This window comes from Arthrobacter sp. SAFR-179, assembly GCF_059414945.1.
This window is the reverse complement of sequence record NZ_JBPFDM010000001.1, coordinates 569,596-588,029: the sequence shown is the minus strand read 5'-3', so window position 1 is coordinate 588,029 and position 18,434 is coordinate 569,596. Positions and strand designations below refer to the sequence as shown.

Sequence of the window (18,434 nt, the reverse complement as noted above, 5' to 3'; positions counted from 1 at the left end):
AGGACGACCAGCTCAAGGACGGCCCAGCCCATGGACGTCCCTGCTCAGGACCTGCTCAGCGCAGCGGCCACGATTCCTTCCAGCTCGTCGGCAGTCCCCAAATCGTGCGGGCGGACCACGGCGTTGTCAGCAACATAGAAGAACGCAGCCCTCACGTCCTCTAGGGGAACATCCTTAAGGCGGGCCCACGCCAGTCGGTACACGGCCAGCTGGATCGAACGGGTCTTCAGTTGCTCCGCGGACGGCCGGCGGCCGGTCTTCCAGTCCACGAGGTCCCATCGGCCGTCGGCGTCGCGGAATATAGCGTCAACCCGGCCGCGCACCACAACCTCTCCCACCCTGGTTTCCACCGGAACCTCGACGAATGCCGGCGACCTCTCTGCCCAAGGTGAAGCCTTGAACGTGGCCACCATCTCGTCCAGGTCGTAGGCGGCGTCAATGTGGTCGTCCGACCCCGGCGCTTCGCCGAGGTCCAGCATCCCGGCCTTTCCAAAGTATTCCTCCACCCAGGCGTGGAAGGCGGTGCCCTTCCGGGCCGACATGCCCGGTTCCCGTGGCACCGGCCGGCGCAGGCGGGCCAGCACGGCCTCGGGATCGTCCCCGAGGTCAACCAGGGTGGAGGCAGAGATATGGGTGGGCAGATGCACATCCTGTCCACTGGACCTTCTTGCCCTGCGCTCCAGCAGCAGGGCGGCTTCGCGCGCCCAGCCTGCCGCTGCTCCCGTTAGGCTCGGCGCATGCGCAGGCCCTTCCGGCGGCACTGACTGTCCCCCGCCAGCGGCCAGGATTTCGCGCACACGCTGCGCCGCCGCTTCCATGGCTGTCCTGCGCCCGCGGGCCAGGCGGAGCCGCTCACCGGTCCGTGGATCCACTGGTCCTTCAAGGGGGTCGTAGGGCCACGTGGCTTCTTCTGCTTCCAAGGTCAATGGGCTCTGCTGCGGCAGTGCGGCTTCCTCCAGGGACAGCGGGTGGATCACGGCATCCGAATGCCGGACGGAGCCGGCCGGCCGGGTCAACACTTCCAGCTCCGCAAGGAACGGCGACATTTCCGCCCTGCCGGCCCGTGAACCCACCCAGGCCGTGCTGGACACCCACAAGACGTGCTTGGCCCTGGTGTAGGCCACATAGGCCAGCCGTCTCTCCTCCGACTCCCCGTGGGCCTGTACGGCGCCTTTATAGTCCTTCTCGGCATCCAGCCAGCCTTTCTGGTCCGGCTGGTCAAGATCCCACTGCGGAAGATCGGCCCGGTCACCACGAAGGGGCCAGGGCAGTGCGGCAGAACCACTGCTCCAGCGGGAGTCCCTGTCGCTGGGGAAAGCTCCTGCGTTCATTCCAGGAACAAACACAACATCCCATTCCAGGCCTTTGGAAGCATGGACGGTCAACAACTGCACGGCTTCCCGGTTCACATCGCTGGCGGGCGCCTCCAACCCGTTTTCTTCCGCCGATGCTGCCTCCAGCCAGGCCAGGAACGCGAGGATGTCCACTCTCTGGGAGGTGCGGAGGAATCCGGAGGCGGCATCCTGGAAGGCATCGAGGTTGCGGCGGGCCTGGTGGATGCTGATTCCCGGGCGCGCTGCCACTTCGATGTCCAGCAGCATGGCCCTCTCCACCTCGCCCAGGAGGGTGGTGAGGTCATCGCCGAGATAGCCGCGCAGTTGCCGCAGCTCGGTGGACAACCTGGCCAGCCTGCTGCGCGCCCCCGGGCTGAGGGTGCGTCCGTTCGCCGAGGTCCATTCATCACGCGGCAGGAAGTCCAAGGCCTCCACCAGGCTGGCGCCGTCAGTCAGGTCACCTTCCAGGACGGGGGCATCTGCTTCATCACTGTCGCTGTCCTGGCTGTCGCTGTCGAACCCCAGCGGCGCCCTCCCCCGGCTCCGTGCCAGCTGGCTCGACCAGTCGCGCAGGGCCATGAGGTCGGCGGGGCCTATGCGCCACCGGGCACCTGCGAGCAGCCGCATGAGGGCATCGGAGCGGCCGGGGTCGGCAAGGACGCGAAGGGTGGCCACCAGGTCAACGACCTCCGGGGTGTCAAGGAGGCCCCCGAGACCCACGATTTCGTACGGGATCCCCCGGGCCTCGAACTGCCGCCGGACAGCTTCCATTTGGGCGCGCCTGCGGCACAGCACGGCGAGAGCCGGTGGCTCGGCAGTCCCGTCGGCTTTCAGCTCAAAGTCGGTCACCCGGTATCTCAGGACGTCCTCAGCCAGGGCTGCAGCTTCCTCGGCATCGCTGGCGAAACGGCCCAGCACCACCGTCCCGTCCACGGCATGGGGGCTTGGCTGCAAGGGAGGAACTTCAGGAGCGGCGGCCCTGTCGCCGGCGGGGCCGTTGTGGGCGGCTGCCCGGCCGAGGGATTGGGACATGACGTTGGCTGCGGCCAGGATTGAGCGGCCATTCCGCCATGCTGTTGTTAGGTAGGAGGTTGGGGCGGGCGCCCACTCCGCTCCTTCGTCCGACTCACCCTTGCGGACGGGAAATTCGCGGACGAAGTGGAACAACTGGCCTGCCGAAGCGCCGCGGAAACCGTAGATTGACTGGTTGGGATCTCCCACCGCTGTCACGGCATGGCCGCCACCGAAGAGACGGGAGAAAAGCACCAGCTGCGCGTGCGAGGTGTCCTGGAACTCGTCAAGCAAAACCACTTTGTACCGCTGGCGTTCCATTTGCGCTGCCAGGGGAACCTCTTGGGCCACCTTGGCGGCGAGCGCCACGAGGTCGCCGAAATCGAGTGCGCCGCGGGCGCGTTTGGCTGCGGCATAGCGGCCCACCATGTCAGCGACGCTTGCCCTGGTCCGCAGCATTCCACCGAGGTCCAGGGCAGCCTTGGACGGGTTCCTCTTCTTGCCGGCCACGTAGGGCAGCGACTCATACTCCGAAAGGCGCGCCATCAACCAGGCTTCGACGTCCTCGGGTTCCTGCAGGTGCTCCGCGCATTCCCCGGCCATTTGGATGACTGCCTTCACCAGCGTGGACTTGGCGGCCCGGAAGTGCGCGTATTCGCCGTCGTAGGCCTCAACCACCTCGCTGGCCAGCTGCCACGCCTGCGCGCCGCCGAGCAGCACCACATCCCGCTCCACACCGAGCCGCAGTCCGTAATCGGAGACGATGCCGCTGGCGAACGAATGATAGGTGGAAACTTTCGGCTCCAGGGTTTCGCTGTTGCGCAGGCCCTCCGGGAAGATCCCCTTGCCGGTGTCCTGGGCGGCAAGACGCTGCAGTGCCAGGAGCTTTGACCGGATCCGGCTGGCAAGTTCGCCGGCCGCCTTCCGGGTGAAGGTCACGCCCAGGATCTCCTCCGGGGTGACCCACCCATTGGCCACGAGCCAGACCACCCGGTCCGCCATGGTGGCGGTCTTTCCCGATCCGGCTCCAGCGATGACCAGCCGCGGTGCCAGCGGGGAGGAGATGATGGCTGCCTGCTCAGGAGTGGGGGTATTTTTTTCACCGAGCAGCCGGGACAGTTCTTCGGGGCTGAAGCGCACCGCCGGGGCGGCTTCCGCGGCAACCAGTGCCCCGCTCATTCTGTTACCTGCCTTCCGCGCGCACACAAGGGGCACACCTCAGGGAGCCGGCAACCGTGGCCGCCATGGCTGCCTTTGGCAGGGTCATGCCGTGCAATGAATTCCTTGCCTGCCATCACGGAGGCTGCCTCCTTCACCATGTCCAGTGCCCAGTTCTCCTGTGGGTCGAGTGGCTCCTGCTGCTGGACGGCTGGATTGACGGCACCGGTCCCGAGCTGAGCCAGCACGGCTCCGCCGGACCGGCCGCCGTCCCCCTCCGCGCCGGCGTCAAAACCGCCGGCGAGCACTGCCGCCTGGTATGCGCCAAGCTGCGGGTGGCGGGAGAGCTCATCCTTCCCTGGCTGCCGCTTGCCAGTCTTGAGGTCCACCACCACCAGCCGGCCGTCGCCGTCGATCTCCAACCGGTCCACCTGGCCGCGGAGGACTGCTTCCCGCGGCGGAGCTTCGTCCACCGCTACCTGGCCGAGGGTCACTTCGAAGTCCTGCTCCACCCCCACCAGGCTGCGGCCTTCACTCCTCATTAAGAGCACGTACTGCGCCAGCTTCCGCACCATGGCCTCGGCACGCTGGAAGTCCAGCCTTCCCTCCCAGTTGTCCTTCATGCCCAGCGCCGGCCAGCGCCGCACCAGTTCGGCAACGTATTCCGATCCGGATGCGTCCGGCATGTCTTGGGCAATCGCGTGCACCAGCGTGCCGAGGCTTCGGGCGAAGTCGGTGGCTGCTTCCCCACCGGCTGCCTGGACGAACCAGTCCAACGGCGATTTTTGGACAGTCTCCACCTTTGAGGGGGATACAGACACCGTTCCTCCTGGTGGGACTACGGCATCGGCGGAGGACAAGGGGGCAAGTCCCCACCAGCTGTCCGGGTTTGCTCCGGAGACGGCAGGCTCCTGGGCGGCGAGATGCGCCAGCACCCTGGCGGCCTCCTCTGCCTGCGCTGTGCCTTCCTGCTGGGCATGTTGCCTGAGCTCGGCGACCAGCGCGCGCAGGGTCATGGGCCGCTCCACCTGCGTAAACGCCCGTCCTTCCTCTCCCGGCGCCAGGGGCGCAACGAAGTCCAGGAAGGATGAGGGCTGGTGGTCCTCCGACGAGACGGCGGTGCAAACCAGCAGTTCCCGTGCCCTGGATACCGCCGTGGAGAAACTGCGGAGTTCGTCGTAGCGGATGTCCCGTAGCCGGCTCAAGGGGTCACGCTGGAGGGCGTATCCGGGGCCATGCTCGACGGCGTCCGCGTAGAGGGTGCTGCCGAGCAGTTCACCCCGGAGCCTGGTGTTGGGCCACACTCCCTCCTGCAGCCCCGCAACGATCACGACCGGCCATTCCCGCCCGGCCGCGCTGGCGGGCGTCATCAGTTCCACCGCGTCATCAACCTGGGCCCGGGCGGCCAGGGTGTCCATGGGAAGCTCCTGGTTCAGAAGGTATTCCAGGAACTGTTCCGGGCCGGCGCCGGGCATCTGGTCCACATAGCGTTCCGCCGTGTGGAAAAGCGCCATCATCGCGTCAAGGTCGCGGTCAGCCCGGGCACCATGGGGGCCGCCCGACAATGCCGTGGCTGTCCACGCCGACGAGAGCCCCGTGGAGTTCCACAGCGCCCACAGCACCGATTCCGCATTGGCGCCGGGCAGACGGACGGCGTCCCGCCCAGCCTGGATCATGCGGGCCGTGCGCCGGGCGGCACGGCCCTCAATGCCCAGCGCACCGAGCGCACCGGGTTCAAGCAGCGCCTCCACCAAGAGGGCATCGCTGGCGCGGCCTCCACCGCCCAGGAGTTCTTCGCGCCGCAGCGATTGCCGGAGCCGGCGCAGTTCAATCGAGGTGGCACCGCCGATGCGCGACGTAAGAAGCGACACGGCGGCTTCGGGTGTCAGCAGCTGCGGATCCAGGGCGATGGCGAAGGCATCCAGCAGGGGCCTGACGGCAACCTCGTCCCGGACGGCGGATTCGGCCACGGGCACCCGCACAGGAATGCCCTGCCCGGACAGGTAGCGCTGCAGCTCGCTGACCTGGCCGCCGTTCCGAACGATGACTGCAATGTCCGCAAGCTCGCGGCCGTGGTTGATGTGCTGGTCCAGGATCCGCTGGGCAACATACCGCAGCTCATGCACCGGAGTGGGAACCAGATGCGCCTCGACGTTACCGTGACCGGCGGGTCCGGCGTGCCCAGGGCTTTCAGGCTGTCCGTGCCGCCCCAGCGGTTCAAGCCGCCGTGCCAGCTGCCCGCCCGCACGCTGGGAAATGCGGCCCGCGACGTTCAACCACGCCTCCGCCACGGCGGGGGCCAGCCTGTGGGCATGCCACAGTGGGCGCTCCAGGACAGGCGCCTGGGTTGACAGCAGCCGGGGCAGCTCAGCCACCAGGTCCGGGCGTGCCCCGCGGAATCCCTGCACCACGGTGTCCGGGGAGGACGTCACGTAGCAGTCTTGTCCGGCGGCAACGTCTGCCAGCAACTCGAAGATGGCGGGGTTTGCTTCCTGGATATCGTCCACCAGGACAACCTGTAGCCGGGCGCGCTCCGCTTCGAGGAAATCGGGTGCATCCTGGAAGATCTGCCGGGCGGCCGTGATGATCCCGGCGGGATCGAAGGCTTCGGGCATCCGCAGGTCAAGGACGTCCCGGTATTCGGCATACAGGGCTGCGGCGGCTTTCCAGTCCGGCCGGTTGCAGTCATGCGCCAGCTGAACCAGGTCTTCGGCCGTGCGGCCCGACTCGATGATGCGGTCAAAGAGCTGCCGCACTTCCTGACGGAAGCCTCGGGTTTCCAGGGCCCCGTCAAGATCCGCGGGCCAGGGCAGTTCCAAGCCGGGAAGCCGGTGGCCTTCGAGGAGTTCCCTGATGATGAGGTCCTGCTCCGGGCCGGACAACAGGCGCGGCGGCCTGGACAGCGGGATGACACCCTCGGCTTTGGCACGGCGGATCAGGTCGAAGGCGTAAGAGGCCCACGTCCTGGCGGGGGTGGTGCTGAGGCTCCTGTCCAGCCGTGCGGTGAAGCGGTCACGCAGGAAATCGGCGGCAAGGCGGGTGGGCGCGAGGATCAACATGCGCTCGGGGTCGACGCCGTCACGGAAGACCCGCTGGACGGCCGCCTCAACCAGTACGGTGGTCTTTCCCGTGCCCGGCGCGCCCGGGACCAGCACGGGCCCCGAACCCTGGCCGACGTCAACGGCCGCCTGCTGGTCGGGTGTGAGCCGAAGCGCTTCAGCGTGCGCCCGCCGTGGCGGCAGCAACCGAAGGGCAGGGTTAGCCTGCAGGTCAGTGCTGTTATCCGGGTTTCCCTGGGCAGGGTCATGCACCCGGCCCGTTTCCCCTGCCCCCGGTTCTTGCCAGTGCGGGTCCCAGGGGCCGGTCAAAGGAATTGTTACGGTCACAAAATCATTCCATCATCAGCCACCGACAATCTATGGAGGCTGCGCTCCAGCTGCTCGGCAATTATGTCGATACTGTCAAAATCATTGTCCGTCGGCGCCCAGCGGGCGGTGTTCAGGTCCACCCGCCACCGCCCCTCCCCGGTCCGGAGATACGAACTGAAAGCGCCGAGGAGCGGCGTGCCCTCTTCAAGGTAAAGGAGCAGGGCCTCGGCTTCGTGGCCCTCGGGCGCATGGCCGCTGGCCTTCAGGATCCGCCACCAGGGAACACTTCCACCATGGTGGCTCATGACGTAACCGATCTGGCGCGGGCCGCCTGACCCCAGGAGCTCGGCAACGTCGCCGTAGGAAACTGCGGACCCTGCCGGCACCAGCCTGACGACGGCCAGGACTGCTTGGACATACTCATTCCGCATTGATCCAATCTAGCCGCAGTGGCGTTCCACGGAATTGTCGGTGGGTCCCTTTAGCGTTGAAGCATGAGTTCCTGGAACACCCTCCCCCGTGCAGCCTTCGACCTGGAGACCACCGGCCGCAATTCGCGGGCGGCAAGGATCGTCACGGCATCGATAACTGTGGTGGACCACCACGGCGAAGTCATCAAGGAGCACGAATGGCTCGCTGATCCCGGCGTGGAAATCCCCACCGAGGCAAGTGACGTCCACGGCATCACCACGGAACAGGCCAGGCGCGACGGCCGGCCGGCCCACGAGGTCACCCGCGAAGTGGCCGCAGTACTCCAGGAGCTCTTCGATTCCGCCACCCCCGTGATCGCCTTCAACGCGAGCTACGATTTTACGGTGCTCGCAGCGGAATCCGCCCGTTACGGTATTCCACAACTCACCCGGTTCCCCGTTCTTGACCCCTACATCATGAACAAGCAGGTTGACCGGTACCGCAAGGGCAAGCGCACCCTCACCGCGTTGTGTGAGGAGTACGGCGTGGTCCTGGACAACGCACACACGTCGGCGGCGGATGCGCTGGCCACCCTGCGCGTCCTGGATGCGATGGCGGGCAAGTTCCCAAAGCTGGTGATGCCTGCCAGCCAGTTGCACCAACTGCAGGTGGATTGGGCGGTCAGCCAGGCGGCCGACTTCCAGGGGTACCTCAGAAAGACGAAACCGGCCGCCGTGATCGAGGGAGACTGGCCGGTTCTGCCGCCCCAGGATGCCACGGCAGGCGGCTTTTAGGGCCACACTGCGTTACTCCTTCCACGGCCGCACTGCTGCCGATTGGGAGGCATGTCACAGTCATCCTGCTTCACATTTGCGGGCGTGAACGCACTCTGATCATTCATCAGAAGATGGAAATCATGCGCAAGGTGATCCAAGGCATGGCCCCGCGGCAGAATTTTGCTTGTCAGAACCCAGACCTGGCTGGCAATTCTTCGAGGAAGGCCTGCTGTTCACGCTAATGAGACAATAAAGTTTTGCGGTCACCCCTGCCCCAACGGCTCGACCAGCAACGGGCAGGTGCCAGGCGCCACAGCGCTGCCTTGCGGCCCGGTCGACTTATGACTCATATGAAAGTGACAACCTGATGAAAATCAAAGCGATGAAGTGGCTCACTACCGCTCCCGTTGCACTTGCCCTCGCGGTTTCCCTCGCTGCCTGCGGCGGCGGGTCTTCCCAGCCCAGCGGCACCCCCACCGATGCCCTCGCCGGCAGCGACCAGCAGACGCTGGACAAATACACCACGGCTGACGTCACCCCCGTGGACAAGATCGACAAGACCAAGCTTGGCCTCATCACCGAGGGCACCCTGCGCGTGGGAACCCTCTCGGACGCCCCGCCCAACATCTTCATCGACCCTTCGGGCAAGTTCACCGGCTACGACAACGAACTGCTGCGCGCCATCGGCGACAAGCTCGGCCTCAAGGTTGAGTTTGCCTCCACCGACTTCTCGGCCCTGCTTTCCCAGGTTGCCAACAAGCAGTTCGACGTCGGATCCTCCTCGATCTCCACTACCGACGCACGCCGCAAGACCGTGGGCTTCACCAACGGCTACGACTTCGGCTACATGGCAGTGGTGACCAAGAACGGCTCCAAGGTCAACGGCTTCGCCGACCTCAAGGAAGGCGTCCGGATCGGCGTCGTCCAGGGCACCGTGCAGGATGACTACGTCACCAACACCCTCAAGCTGGAGCCCGTCCGCTTCCCGGACTACAACACCGTTTACGGCAACGTGAAGAACGGCCAGATTGACGCTTGGGTGGCACCGTCCCAGCAGGCTACCGGCCAGGTCAAGGAAGGCGACAACACCAAGATCGCCGAGAAGGTTGTGAACACCCAAAACTTCACCGCCTACGCAGTGAACAAGGACAACCAGCCCCTGATCGACGCGCTGAACTCCGGCCTGGACGCGGTCATCGCGGACGGTACCTGGGCCAAGCTGACGTCCGAGTGGTACAAGGACCGCCCCACCGCCGCTGAACAGACCCCCCAGGGCTGGAAGCCGGGCAGCAAGGCAGTCCAGATCCCGGCCGCCAAGTAACCAGGGCGTTCCATGGATATCCTCAAGCAACTCGCTGACACCTTCCTTGACTGGAAGGCAATGGGCGAAGTCATCCCCAAGATGTTCGCCGTCGGTTTGCCGAACACCCTCGTGCTGGCCATCATTTCCGGCATCATCGGGACAGCCCTCGGGATGCTGCTCGCCCTGATGGGGATCTCCCGGAACGCAGCAGCGCGCTGGATCGCACGGGTTTACACCGACATCCTTCGCGGTCTTCCCCCGGTCCTGACCATCCTGGTCATCGGATTCGGGTTCGGGCCGATCGTTCGTGAATTCACCGGGTCCACGAGCCCCTACCCGATGGCGGTGGCGGCGCTCTCGCTGATGTCCGGCGCCTACATCGGGGAGATCTTCCGCTCCGGCATCCAGAGCGTAGACAAGGGACAACTCGAGGCTTCCCGTGCCCTGGGGTTCGGCTACGGCGCCTCCATGCGCCTCGTAGTGGTGCCCCAGGGTATCCGCCGGGTGCTTCCGGCCCTGGTCAACCAGTTCATTGCGCTGATCAAGGAGTCGTCCCTGGTGTTCCTTCTGGGCCTGCTGGCAAGTGAGCGTGAGATCTTCCAGATCGGCAAGGATGCGGCGGCCACTACCGGCAACCTGTCGCCCTACGTGGCGGCAGCCGTCTTCTACCTTGCGCTCACCATCCCGCTGACCCACTTCGTGAACTGGATCGATGCCCGGCTCCGCACCGGCCGGCCGGAAAAGAAGGAACCGGACGAGGCCGCAGCAGTCGTTGGAAAGGGAGCCCAGGCATGAGTGAATTCGCATCGGGAACACTGAGCGCAAAGAACATCCACCTTTCCTTCGGCAGCAACCACGTGCTGCGGGGCATCGATCTGCACGTCCCCCAGGGAACCACGGCGTCCGTGATCGGACCCTCGGGTTCGGGCAAGTCCACCCTGCTGCGCGTCATGAACCGGCTCATCGAGCCGGACCAGGGCGATATCCTCCTGGACGGGCGTTCGGTGCTGAAGGATAACCCGGACGAACTCCGCCGCCGGATCGGCATGGTGTTCCAGCAGTTCAACCTCTTCCCGCACAAAACGGTGGAGGAGAACATCTCGCTCGCCCTGCGGAAGCTGCGCAAGCTCTCCAAGGAGGAGGCGCGCAGCCAGGCCCTGGAACAGCTGGACCTGGTAGGGCTGAAGCACAAGGCGGAGTCCCGTCCGGCAAACCTGTCCGGCGGGCAGCAGCAGCGCGTGGCCATTGCCCGCGCGCTGGCCATGAAGCCTGAGGTCATGTTCTTCGATGAGGCCACGTCCGCGCTGGATCCCGAACTGGTGAAGGGCGTCCTGTCCCTGATGGCGGATCTGGCGAAGGGCGGCATGACCATGGTGGTGGTGACCCACGAGATGGGATTCTCGCGCAACGTGTCGGACACGGTGACCTTCATGGACGCCGGCGTGGTGGTCGAATCCGGCCCCCCGGAACAGATCTTCACGGCGCCCCGCACGGACCGCCTCCAGGGCTTCCTCTCGGACGTCCTCTAGGCCCAATAGGCAGGCTTAGACAGGAAATCCCCGCTTCCCGGATTTTTCCCCCTTGCATGCAGGGGGATTGGTCCGGAAGGCGGGGATTTTTCGTCCCTGCGGGCAGGGGCCCGACGGCGGCGCTAGCCCTGGGCGGCGGCCCTACCCTTGGGCGGCTGCGGCGGCCTTGGCTGCCGCGGGAAGGGCGTCGTAGATCCGGTTCATGGCGTCGTCATCGTGCGCGGCAGAGAGGAACCAGGCTTCAAAGACCGACGGCGGCAGGTACACGCCGGACTCCAGCATGGAGTGGAAGAACGGCGCGTAGCGGAACGCCTCCTGGGCCTGGGCGTCGGCGTAGTTGTGGACGCCGTGGGCCGAGGTGCCGAAAGCCACCGAGAACAGGTTGCCGGCGAACTGGATGGAGTGGTCCACCCCTGCGGCATCCAGGGCGGTGGACAGCGCCGAGGAGAGTTCCAGGGACCGGACGTCGATGAAGGAGTAGACGTCGCGGGTGGCGTTGGTCAGGGTGGCAACGCCGGCCGCCATGGCCACCGGGTTCCCGGACAGCGTTCCGGCCTGGTAGACCGGGCCGGTGGGGGCGAGGTAGTCCATGACGTCGGCACGTCCGCCCAGTGCCGCCGTCGGCATTCCGCCGCCAATGACCTTGCCGAAGGTGAGCAGGTCCGGGGTCCACGGATCCTGGGCGTCCGGCGCGCCGCCGGTGAGGCCCCAGTAGCCGGAGTAGCCGGTGCGGAAACCGGTGAGGACCTCATCGACGATGAGCAGTGCGCCGTGCTCGCGGGTGATCCGCGAAAGCCCGGCGTTGAACCCTTCGGCGGGGGTGACCACGCCCATGTTGGCCGGCGCTGCCTCGGTAATGACGGCCGCAATGTGGGGCCCGTGCGTGGCAAATGCTTCCTTGACGGCCTGAAGGTCGTTGTAGGGCAGCACCAGGGTTTCGGCGGCGGTCGCTTCGGTAACACCGGCGGAACCGGGCAGGGCGAGGGTTGCCACGCCGGAGCCTGCCGCGGCCAGAAGCCCATCAAGGTGGCCGTGGTAGCAGCCGGCGAACTTAATGATGAGGTTGCGGCCGGTGAAGCCGCGGGCCAGCCGGACCGCCGTCATGGTGGCTTCAGTGCCGGTGGACACCATCCGGAGCCGTTCGACGGCGGGGACACGCTCCTTCACGATTTCGGCCAGGTTCGCTTCGTCGGGAGTGGAAGCACCGAAGGAGAGGCCGCGGTCGACGGCGGCGTGGACGGCATCGAGCACGGCCGGGTGGGCGTGCCCCAGCAGGGCCGGGCCCCAGGAGCAGACCAGGTCAACGTATTCCTTGCCGTCGGCATCGGTCAGGTACGGTCCCTTGGCGGAGACCATGAAGCGCGGCGTTCCGCCCACGGACCCGAAGGCCCGGACCGGCGAATTGACTCCGCCCGGCATGAGCTGGCGGGCGCGGTCGAAGAGTGCCTCATTGCGAGGATTGCTGGAAGTCATGGTTCCTATTCTCTCAGTTAGCCGGAAGCACAGTTGGCCAGGAGCGCAGTCAGCCGGCGAGCAGCTCTGCCACCCGGGGTGCCACCTGGGTGCCCATCAGTTCGATCGAGCGCATCATGGCCGCGTGCGGCAGCGGCCCGTTGCTGTATTTGAGGTCGAAACGGTCAACACCCAGGTTCCGCTTCAGCCGGACAATCTTTTGGGCCACTGTTTCCGGCGATCCGACGTACAGGGCACCTTCCGCGGAACACAGGGCATCGAACTCCCCGCGCCCGGCCGGTCCCCACCCGCGCTCGGCGCCGAGCTTGTTGCGCAGCTTCAGCCAGTGCGGGAAAAGCTCTTCGCGGGCCTGCTCGTCAGTGTCGGCCACGTGGCCCGGCGAGTGCGTGGCCATCTGCTGCATTGGGTGGCCGTACTTGCCCATCGCTTCCCGGTAGAGGTCGGCGAGGGGCCGGAAGCCCCGCGGCTGGCCGCCGATGATGGCGAAGATGATGGGATAGCCGTACTGGGCGCAGCGGAGCACCGATTCGGGTGTTCCCCCCACCCCGATCCAGGTTGGCAGCAGGTGGTGTTCCAGGGGCGGATAGACGCTCAGGCCATGCAGGGCAGGCCTGGTGCGGCCCTCCCAGTGCACTGGCTTTTGTGCCCGGACCTTGTCGAACAGCTCGAGCTTCTCTTCGAACAGGACCTCATAGTCCGCCAGGTCCAGCCCGAACAGCGGGAAGGACTCCACGAACGACCCCCGCCCCAGCATCACCTCGGCGCGGCCGTTGGAGATGGCGTCCACGGTGGAAAAGCGCTGGAAGACACGGATGGGATCGTCCGAGCTCAGCACCGTTACGGCGGAGCCCAGCCTGATACGGGTGGTGCGGGCGGCAGCGGCGGCCAGGAAGACCTCCGGCGCGGACACCGCGTAGTCCTTGCGGTGGTGCTCCCCCACGCCAAAGGCATGGAGTCCGACGGCGTCGGCAAGTTCCGCCTGTTCCAGCAGCTGGCGCAGGACCTGGGCATGCGGCTGCTGGCTGCCGTCCGCATTCTCACCGACGTCCCCGAAGGTGTTCAGGCCGAGGAGGATGCGGTCCTCCCCCACGGGCCCGGTGGGTTCCGCTGCCTGCCCGGCGGTCACCGGGCTTCCTTCAGCCACCCGGCCAGTTCGGCGGCCCAGTACGTGAGGACCATGTGGGCGCCGGCGCGCCGGATGCCCAGGACGGATTCGGTGATGGCGGCACGCCGGTCAATCCAACCATTGGCGGCGGCAGCCTCGATCATCGCGTACTCGCCGGAGATCTGGTAGGCCGAGACCGGGACGGGGCTCATTGCCGCAACATCGGCCACGATGTCCAGGTAGCTCATGGCCGGCTTGACCATAATGATGTCCGCTCCTTCCGCCAGGTCCAGTTCGACCTCGCGAAGTGCTTCGGTGCGGTTGCCGGCATCCATCTGGTAGGTCCGGCGGTCGCCCTTGAGCTGTGAGTCCACTGCTTCCCGGAACGGGCCGTAGAACGCCGAGGCGTACTTGGCGGCGTACGCAATGACGGAGGTGTTGGTGTGGCCGGCCTCATCCAGTGCTGAGCGGATGGCGGCGATCTGGCCGTCCATCATGCCGGAGGGGCCCAGCATGTGCGCGCCGGCCTCTGCCTGCGCCACGGCCATCCTGGCGTAGATCTCCACGGTGCGGTCGTTGTCCACGTAACCGTCGGCGTCGAGCACTCCGCAGTGGCCGTGGTCGGTGAATTCGTCCAGGCACACATCGCTCATGACCACCAGGTCATCGCCCACTTCGGCACGGACGTCCCGGATGGCCTTGTTCAGCACGCCCTTGGGGTCCAGCGATGCCGAGCCTTCGGCGTCCCGGGTTTCGGGGATGCCGAAGAGCATGATGCCGCCCAGGCCGAGCTCCACGGCCTCCGCCGCGGCCCGCTTGAGCGTATCGGTGGTGTGCTGGACCACGCCCGGCATTGAGGTGATGGGATTGGGCTCGGCCAGGCCTTCCCGGATGAAGGCCGGGAGGATGAGTTCCGACGGCGCCAGGCGGGTTTCGGCGGTGAGCCGGCGCATGGCGGGGGTGGTGCGCAGGCGGCGGGGGCGTTGGTTGGGGAAAGTCATGGGTCCTGTCCTTCGCGTTGTTCTTGAAGCTTCTGTGGAGCGGGAGGCGTGGTGCCCGGTCAGGGCGGGTTGAGGGCCTTCGCAACCGCTGCCACCAGCCCGTCAGGTGTGGGCTCGGCCGCCACTGCGGCCACGTCCAGTCCCAGGGCAGTTGCCTGTTCCGCCGTCGATCGGCCAATAACCACCAGCTTGCAGCCGGCCAGCGGACCCAGGGCGGAAATTCTGCGCACGGCGCTCGGCGAGGCAGCGATCACGGCCGATATGCGCCCTTCGGCGATGTCCGCGGCGGCCGTTTGTGGCGTCAGGAGGGTGTACGACGGCGGTTGCGGCCCGCCGTCGCCGTCTTCCGGCTGCACGGCCAGCCTGCGCTCGGCTGCCGCCGGATAGTCAACGGTGCGGTAGGCAGTAACGGCGGTGACGTCGCTCCCTGCGGCCACGAGGCCCTCCGCCAGCGTGCCGGCGGCAATGTCTGCCTGCGGCAAAAGGACCCTGCCGCCGCCGGGCCACACCGCGAGGAGACCGGCGGCCGACTGTTCACCGGCCGGGACCAAAGCCACGGTCAGGCCGCCGGATTCCAGGAGTCTTTGCGTTGCGGGACCGATGGCGGCGATCCATGTTTTGGCGGGAACCAACTGGGCCAGGGCGAGGCCGCGCTCGGCGGCCTTTTCCATCAGGACGTGCACCGTGGTCGCGCTGCTGACCACCAGCCAGTCGAAGGCACCCGCAGCCAGGGCGTCGCAGGCGACGTCGAGCGCGTGCTGGTCAGGGGCCCGTTCGAAGTCGATGAGCGGCAGCAGCACCGGCGACGCGCCGGCTTCTGCCAGCGCCTCCACCAGGGCTCCGGACCGTTCCGGGCTGCGCGTCACCAGGACCCGGGCTCCAGCCAGCAGGGGTTGGCTGGGCGGCGTGCCGGATCCGGATCTGCGGGAAGGCTGCGTCATTGCCAGGTCAGGACGCCTGCAGGTCTGCGATGTCGGCGGCACCGGCAGCAAGAAGGGCTTCGGCAAGTTCGATGCCCAAAAGGGTGGCTCCGACTTCCGTCAGCCCGTCCGTGGCCCTCTTGTCCCGGACCGTGGCGGTGCCGTCAACGGCGCACACAACGGCTTCCAGGTGCAGCATGCTGCCTTTCCGGAACGCGTAGGCGCCCACCGGAGCTGCGCAGCCTGCCTCGAGCCGTGCCAGCAGGGCACGTTCCGCCGTGACGGCGAGGCGGGTGTCGGGATCGTCCAGGGCCGCAAGGGCCTGGGCCAGGACCTCGCGGGAGCCTTCGGCCGATCCCGGCTTTGGTGGCGCGTCGGCGGTGCGGCACTCGATGGCCAGCGATCCCTGGCCGGCCGCGGGCAGCATGACGTCGGTTTCGAGGTACTCGCTGACGGTGTCCAGCCGGCCAATGCGCTCCAGGCCAGCGGCGGCAAGCACTACGGCATCGAGGTCGCATGACTTTCCGGGCACCACCTGGTCGGTCGAGTTGCCGGGCAGGCCGGGAACGCGGCCCAGGCGCGTGTCCACGTTGCCGCGGATGTCCACGATGTCCAGGTCGGTGCGGGCGGCGCGCAACTGTGCTGCGCGCCGCGGCGATCCGGTGCCAACGCGGGCTCCGGCCGGCAGGTCGGCCAGTTTCAGTCCGTCCCGGGCGCATAGCACGTCGCGGACGTCCACCCGCCGCGGCGTGGCGGCAAGGCTAAGTCCTACCGCCGCGCCGGTGGGCAGGTCCTTCAGCGAATGGACGGCGACATCGCACTCATTGCGCAGCAGCGCATCGCGCAACGCGGCGACGAAGACCCCGGTTCCGCCCATCTGGGAGAGCGACCCGGTGAGGACGTCGCCATCCGTGCGGATGTGCACCAGCTCCACCGGGAAACCTCCCACGGCGGCGAGCTGGTCAGCGGTCTGCTGGGTCTGGGTGAGCGCCAGTTTGCTGGCGCGGGTGCCGATCCGGACGGTCACGGCTGGGCCGTTTCGGCTGCATCCCCCGACGGATAGGGATCATGCCCGGTCCCAATCGTGGTGTCGGCGCCGGAAATAGTGGGCTTTTCACCGCGGAAGTTGGCGCAGCAGCCTGGACGGCACACGTCGTACCAGGGGCCAAGACCGGTCAGGGCGGGCCGGTCACTGATGTTGTTGGCCACCGTCCGCTCGCAAATGAGGTCCACCAGGCCACTGACGAACTTCCGGTGCGTACCGGGAGTGGGGACGCGGGTTGCGGCCAGGCCGAGGTTTCCGCAGGTTTCCATGGCTTCGGTGTCCAGGTCCCAGACAACTTCCATGTGGTCGCTGACGAAGCCGAGGGGGACGATGACGATGCCCTTGACACCCTGCCCGGCCAGTTCCTCGATGGCGTCGTTGATGTCCGGCTCCAGCCACGGCACATGCGGAGCGCCGGAGCGGGACTGGTACACCAGGGACCACGGCGCGGTGTCGCCCGATTCTTCCTTGACCCGCTCCATGACGGCTGCGGCGTTGGCAAGGTGCTGGGCCACGTAGGCGGACCCTTCCTCGAACTTCCGCGGCTCACCCTCGGACCGGCCTGCAGCCTCCGCGTCCCGGGTAGGAATGGAGTGGGTGGCGAACAGGATGTGGATGGGAGCGTCCGGACTTCCGGCATCGGCCAGCTTGGCGCGGACATCGGCCAGTCCGGCGGACGTTCCTTCGACGAACGGCTCAACGAAACCGGGGTGGTCGAAGTACTGGCGGACCTTGTCCACCTCGAGCCGGCCGTCCAGGCCGGTCTCCGTCAATGCCATGCCGATGTCCTCGCGGTACTGGCGGCAGCTGGAGTAGCAGGAGTAGGCACTCGTGGTGAGCATCAGCACCCGGCGGTGGCCGGCGTCGTACGCTTCCTGCAGGGTCTGGGGGATGTATGGCGCCCAGTTACGGTTGCCCCACAGCACGGGCAGCTCGATGCCGCGGGCAGCCAGTTCGGCTTCCAGCGCTGCCTTCAGCTCGCGGTTCTGCTGGTTGATGGGGCTGATGCCGCCGTTGGCGCGGTAGTGGTGCGACACTTCCTCAAGCCGCTCATCCGGAATCCCCCGGCCGCGGGTGACGTTGCGGAGGAACGGGATGACGTCTTCCTGGCCTTCCGGGCCGCCGAAAGAGGCGAGCAGGACGGCGTCGTAGTTCTTGGGCGCCATGCGTCCGGCCTCGGTGACCGGGTTGACGGCCGTGGCAAGTGTGGGATCGAGCGGGTTCATGCGAGCACCTCTGCTACTTCTTCGGCGGTGATCCGGCGTCCGGTATAGAACGGGACTTCCTCACGGACGTGGTTGCGCGCCTCCGTGGCCCGCAGGTGGCGCATGAGGTCCACAAGGTCGACCAGTTCGGGTGCCTCCAGGCCGAGGATCCACTCCCAGTCGCCCAGGGCGAAGGACGAGACGGTGTTGGAAATGACCTGGGGGAAATCCCTGCCCAGCAGGCCGTGGTCGCGCAGCATCTTGCCGCGCTCGGCCTCCGGCAGGATGTACCACTCGTAGGAGCGCACAAACGGGTAGACACAGAGCCATTCGGCCGGAGCGACGCCCCGCGAGTAGGCGGGGGTGTGGTTCTTGGCGAACTCTGCCTCGCGGTGGACGCCCATGGCGGACCATACGATCTCGGTGCCGGCGAAGAGTGTGCTGCGGCGGATGTCGCGGATGGCCTGCTGCAGCGCCTCCGGCTTGGGGCCGTGGAGCCACACCATGACGTCAGCGTCGGCGCGCATGGCCGAGACATCGTAGCTGCCGCGGTGGGTGACGCCGGCCGCGGCGAGCCGCTCCAGCAGGGCTTCGAAGTCGGCGGCGGCATTCGCACTGCGGACTACGGGCACTGACCGCTTGAATACCGTCCAGAGGGTAAAGAATTGCTCGGCTGATTCTTCGGTTTTAGTGACAGATTCGGCAGAAGTGTGGCTCATGGTTACAAGTTTGCCCCTTCGCTGCCCCCAAGGCGAAACCGAAGAGTTCTACAACTCGTAGAAGTGAGCAAAGTCA

14 protein-coding genes are annotated in these 18,434 nt (G+C 66.8%); 4 read left to right on the top strand and 10 right to left on the bottom strand.

The features are described 5' to 3' along the window. Positions 1 to 44: 44 nt before the first annotated feature. The 3 genes from ACR65K_RS02925 to ACR65K_RS02915 form a co-directional block, all read right to left on the bottom strand. Positions 45 to 3,524 (bottom strand): ATP-dependent helicase, encoded by a 3,480-nt coding sequence (locus ACR65K_RS02925; RefSeq protein ID WP_440151271.1) that lies wholly within the window; start codon positions 3,522 to 3,524, stop codon positions 45 to 47. Continuing rightward, positions 3,521 to 6,814, bottom strand: a complete 3,294-nt coding sequence (locus tag ACR65K_RS02920; RefSeq protein WP_440151462.1) for an ATP-dependent helicase — start codon at positions 6,812 to 6,814, stop codon at positions 3,521 to 3,523. Before ACR65K_RS02920 ends, ACR65K_RS02925 begins: the two co-directional genes overlap by 4 nt. A gap of 71 nt (positions 6,815 to 6,885) precedes the next feature. Beyond that, on the bottom strand, positions 6,886 to 7,302 hold the full coding sequence (locus tag ACR65K_RS02915) for an MGMT family protein (protein ID WP_440151270.1): 417 nt from the start codon (positions 7,300 to 7,302) through the stop codon (positions 6,886 to 6,888). A 63-nt stretch (positions 7,303 to 7,365) separates the two neighbouring features. On the opposite strand from ACR65K_RS02915, the gene ACR65K_RS02910 reads away from it, so the two are divergent. The 4 genes from ACR65K_RS02910 (at position 7,366) to ACR65K_RS02895 (ending at position 10,890) form a co-directional block, all read left to right on the top strand. Beyond that, the gene (locus tag ACR65K_RS02910; protein ID WP_440151269.1) at positions 7,366 to 8,076 is read left to right on the top strand and encodes a 3'-5' exonuclease; all 711 of its coding nucleotides are present in this window, start codon (positions 7,366 to 7,368) and stop codon (positions 8,074 to 8,076) included. Between the two features lie 349 nt (positions 8,077 to 8,425). Further along, positions 8,426 to 9,379: an ABC transporter substrate-binding protein gene (locus tag ACR65K_RS02905; RefSeq protein WP_056334719.1), complete on the top strand. Its 954-nt coding sequence runs from the start codon at positions 8,426 to 8,428 to the stop codon at positions 9,377 to 9,379. 12 nt (positions 9,380 to 9,391) lie between these two features. Further along, positions 9,392 to 10,156 (top strand): amino acid ABC transporter permease, encoded by a 765-nt coding sequence (locus ACR65K_RS02900; protein WP_056334717.1) that lies wholly within the window; start codon positions 9,392 to 9,394, stop codon positions 10,154 to 10,156. Further along, complete coding sequence (locus ACR65K_RS02895; RefSeq protein ID WP_056334714.1) at positions 10,153 to 10,890, top strand: amino acid ABC transporter ATP-binding protein; 738 nt, start codon at positions 10,153 to 10,155, stop codon at positions 10,888 to 10,890. Before ACR65K_RS02900 ends, ACR65K_RS02895 begins: the two co-directional genes overlap by 4 nt. A gap of 141 nt (positions 10,891 to 11,031) precedes the next feature. Here the strand turns inward: ACR65K_RS02895 and hemL are convergent, their stop codons facing one another. Genes hemL through hemQ form a run of 7 tightly spaced genes read right to left on the bottom strand, consistent with a single transcriptional unit; the run spans position 11,032 to position 18,358 of the window. Beyond that, positions 11,032 to 12,363, bottom strand: a complete 1,332-nt coding sequence (gene hemL / locus ACR65K_RS02890) for a glutamate-1-semialdehyde 2,1-aminomutase (protein WP_440151268.1) — start codon at positions 12,361 to 12,363, stop codon at positions 11,032 to 11,034. A gap of 49 nt (positions 12,364 to 12,412) precedes the next feature. After that, entirely contained in the window at positions 12,413 to 13,489 is a 1,077-nt protein-coding gene (locus tag ACR65K_RS02885) for an LLM class flavin-dependent oxidoreductase (protein WP_440151461.1), read from the bottom strand. Next, entirely contained in the window at positions 13,486 to 14,469 is a 984-nt protein-coding gene (gene hemB / locus ACR65K_RS02880; RefSeq protein ID WP_440151267.1) for a porphobilinogen synthase, read from the bottom strand. The genes ACR65K_RS02885 and hemB overlap by 4 nt, the downstream gene beginning before the upstream one ends. A gap of 59 nt (positions 14,470 to 14,528) precedes the next feature. Continuing rightward, a complete protein-coding gene (locus ACR65K_RS02875; RefSeq protein WP_440151266.1) occupies positions 14,529 to 15,410 on the bottom strand; it encodes a uroporphyrinogen-III synthase in 882 nt (293 codons plus the stop codon). 7 nt (positions 15,411 to 15,417) lie between these two features. Further along, positions 15,418 to 16,416 (bottom strand): hydroxymethylbilane synthase, encoded by a 999-nt coding sequence (gene hemC / locus ACR65K_RS02870; protein WP_440151265.1) that lies wholly within the window; start codon positions 16,414 to 16,416, stop codon positions 15,418 to 15,420. Next, complete coding sequence (locus ACR65K_RS02865) at positions 16,413 to 17,660, bottom strand: ferrochelatase (protein ID WP_440151264.1); 1,248 nt, start codon at positions 17,658 to 17,660, stop codon at positions 16,413 to 16,415. The genes hemC and ACR65K_RS02865 overlap by 4 nt, the downstream gene beginning before the upstream one ends. Beyond that, complete coding sequence (hemQ, locus tag ACR65K_RS02860) at positions 17,657 to 18,358, bottom strand: hydrogen peroxide-dependent heme synthase (protein ID WP_440151263.1); 702 nt, start codon at positions 18,356 to 18,358, stop codon at positions 17,657 to 17,659. The genes ACR65K_RS02865 and hemQ overlap by 4 nt, the downstream gene beginning before the upstream one ends. Positions 18,359 to 18,434: the final 76 nt, after the last annotated feature.

Bases quoted from the DNA above. Each gene is read 5' to 3' on its own strand.
- ACR65K_RS02900 (WP_056334717.1), top strand. From the start codon at position 9,392: ATGGATATCCTCAAGCAACTCGCTGACACCTTCCTTGACTGGAAGGCA.
- ACR65K_RS02895 (WP_056334714.1), top strand. From the start codon at position 10,153: ATGAGTGAATTCGCATCGGGAACACTGAGCGCAAAGAACATCCACCTT.
- ACR65K_RS02905 (WP_056334719.1), top strand. From the start codon at position 8,426: ATGAAAATCAAAGCGATGAAGTGGCTCACTACCGCTCCCGTTGCACTT.
- hemB (WP_440151267.1), bottom strand. From the start codon at position 14,469: ATGACTTTCCCCAACCAACGCCCCCGCCGCCTGCGCACCACCCCCGCC.
- ACR65K_RS02925 (WP_440151271.1), bottom strand. From the start codon at position 3,524: ATGAGCGGGGCACTGGTTGCCGCGGAAGCCGCCCCGGCGGTGCGCTTC.
- ACR65K_RS02875 (WP_440151266.1), bottom strand. From the start codon at position 15,410: ATGACGCAGCCTTCCCGCAGATCCGGATCCGGCACGCCGCCCAGCCAA.
- ACR65K_RS02865 (WP_440151264.1), bottom strand. From the start codon at position 17,660: ATGAACCCGCTCGATCCCACACTTGCCACGGCCGTCAACCCGGTCACC.
- hemL (WP_440151268.1), bottom strand. From the start codon at position 12,363: ATGACTTCCAGCAATCCTCGCAATGAGGCACTCTTCGACCGCGCCCGC.
- ACR65K_RS02910 (WP_440151269.1), top strand. From the start codon at position 7,366: ATGAGTTCCTGGAACACCCTCCCCCGTGCAGCCTTCGACCTGGAGACC.
- hemQ (WP_440151263.1), bottom strand. From the start codon at position 18,358: ATGAGCCACACTTCTGCCGAATCTGTCACTAAAACCGAAGAATCAGCC.
- ACR65K_RS02915 (WP_440151270.1), bottom strand. From the start codon at position 7,302: ATGCGGAATGAGTATGTCCAAGCAGTCCTGGCCGTCGTCAGGCTGGTG.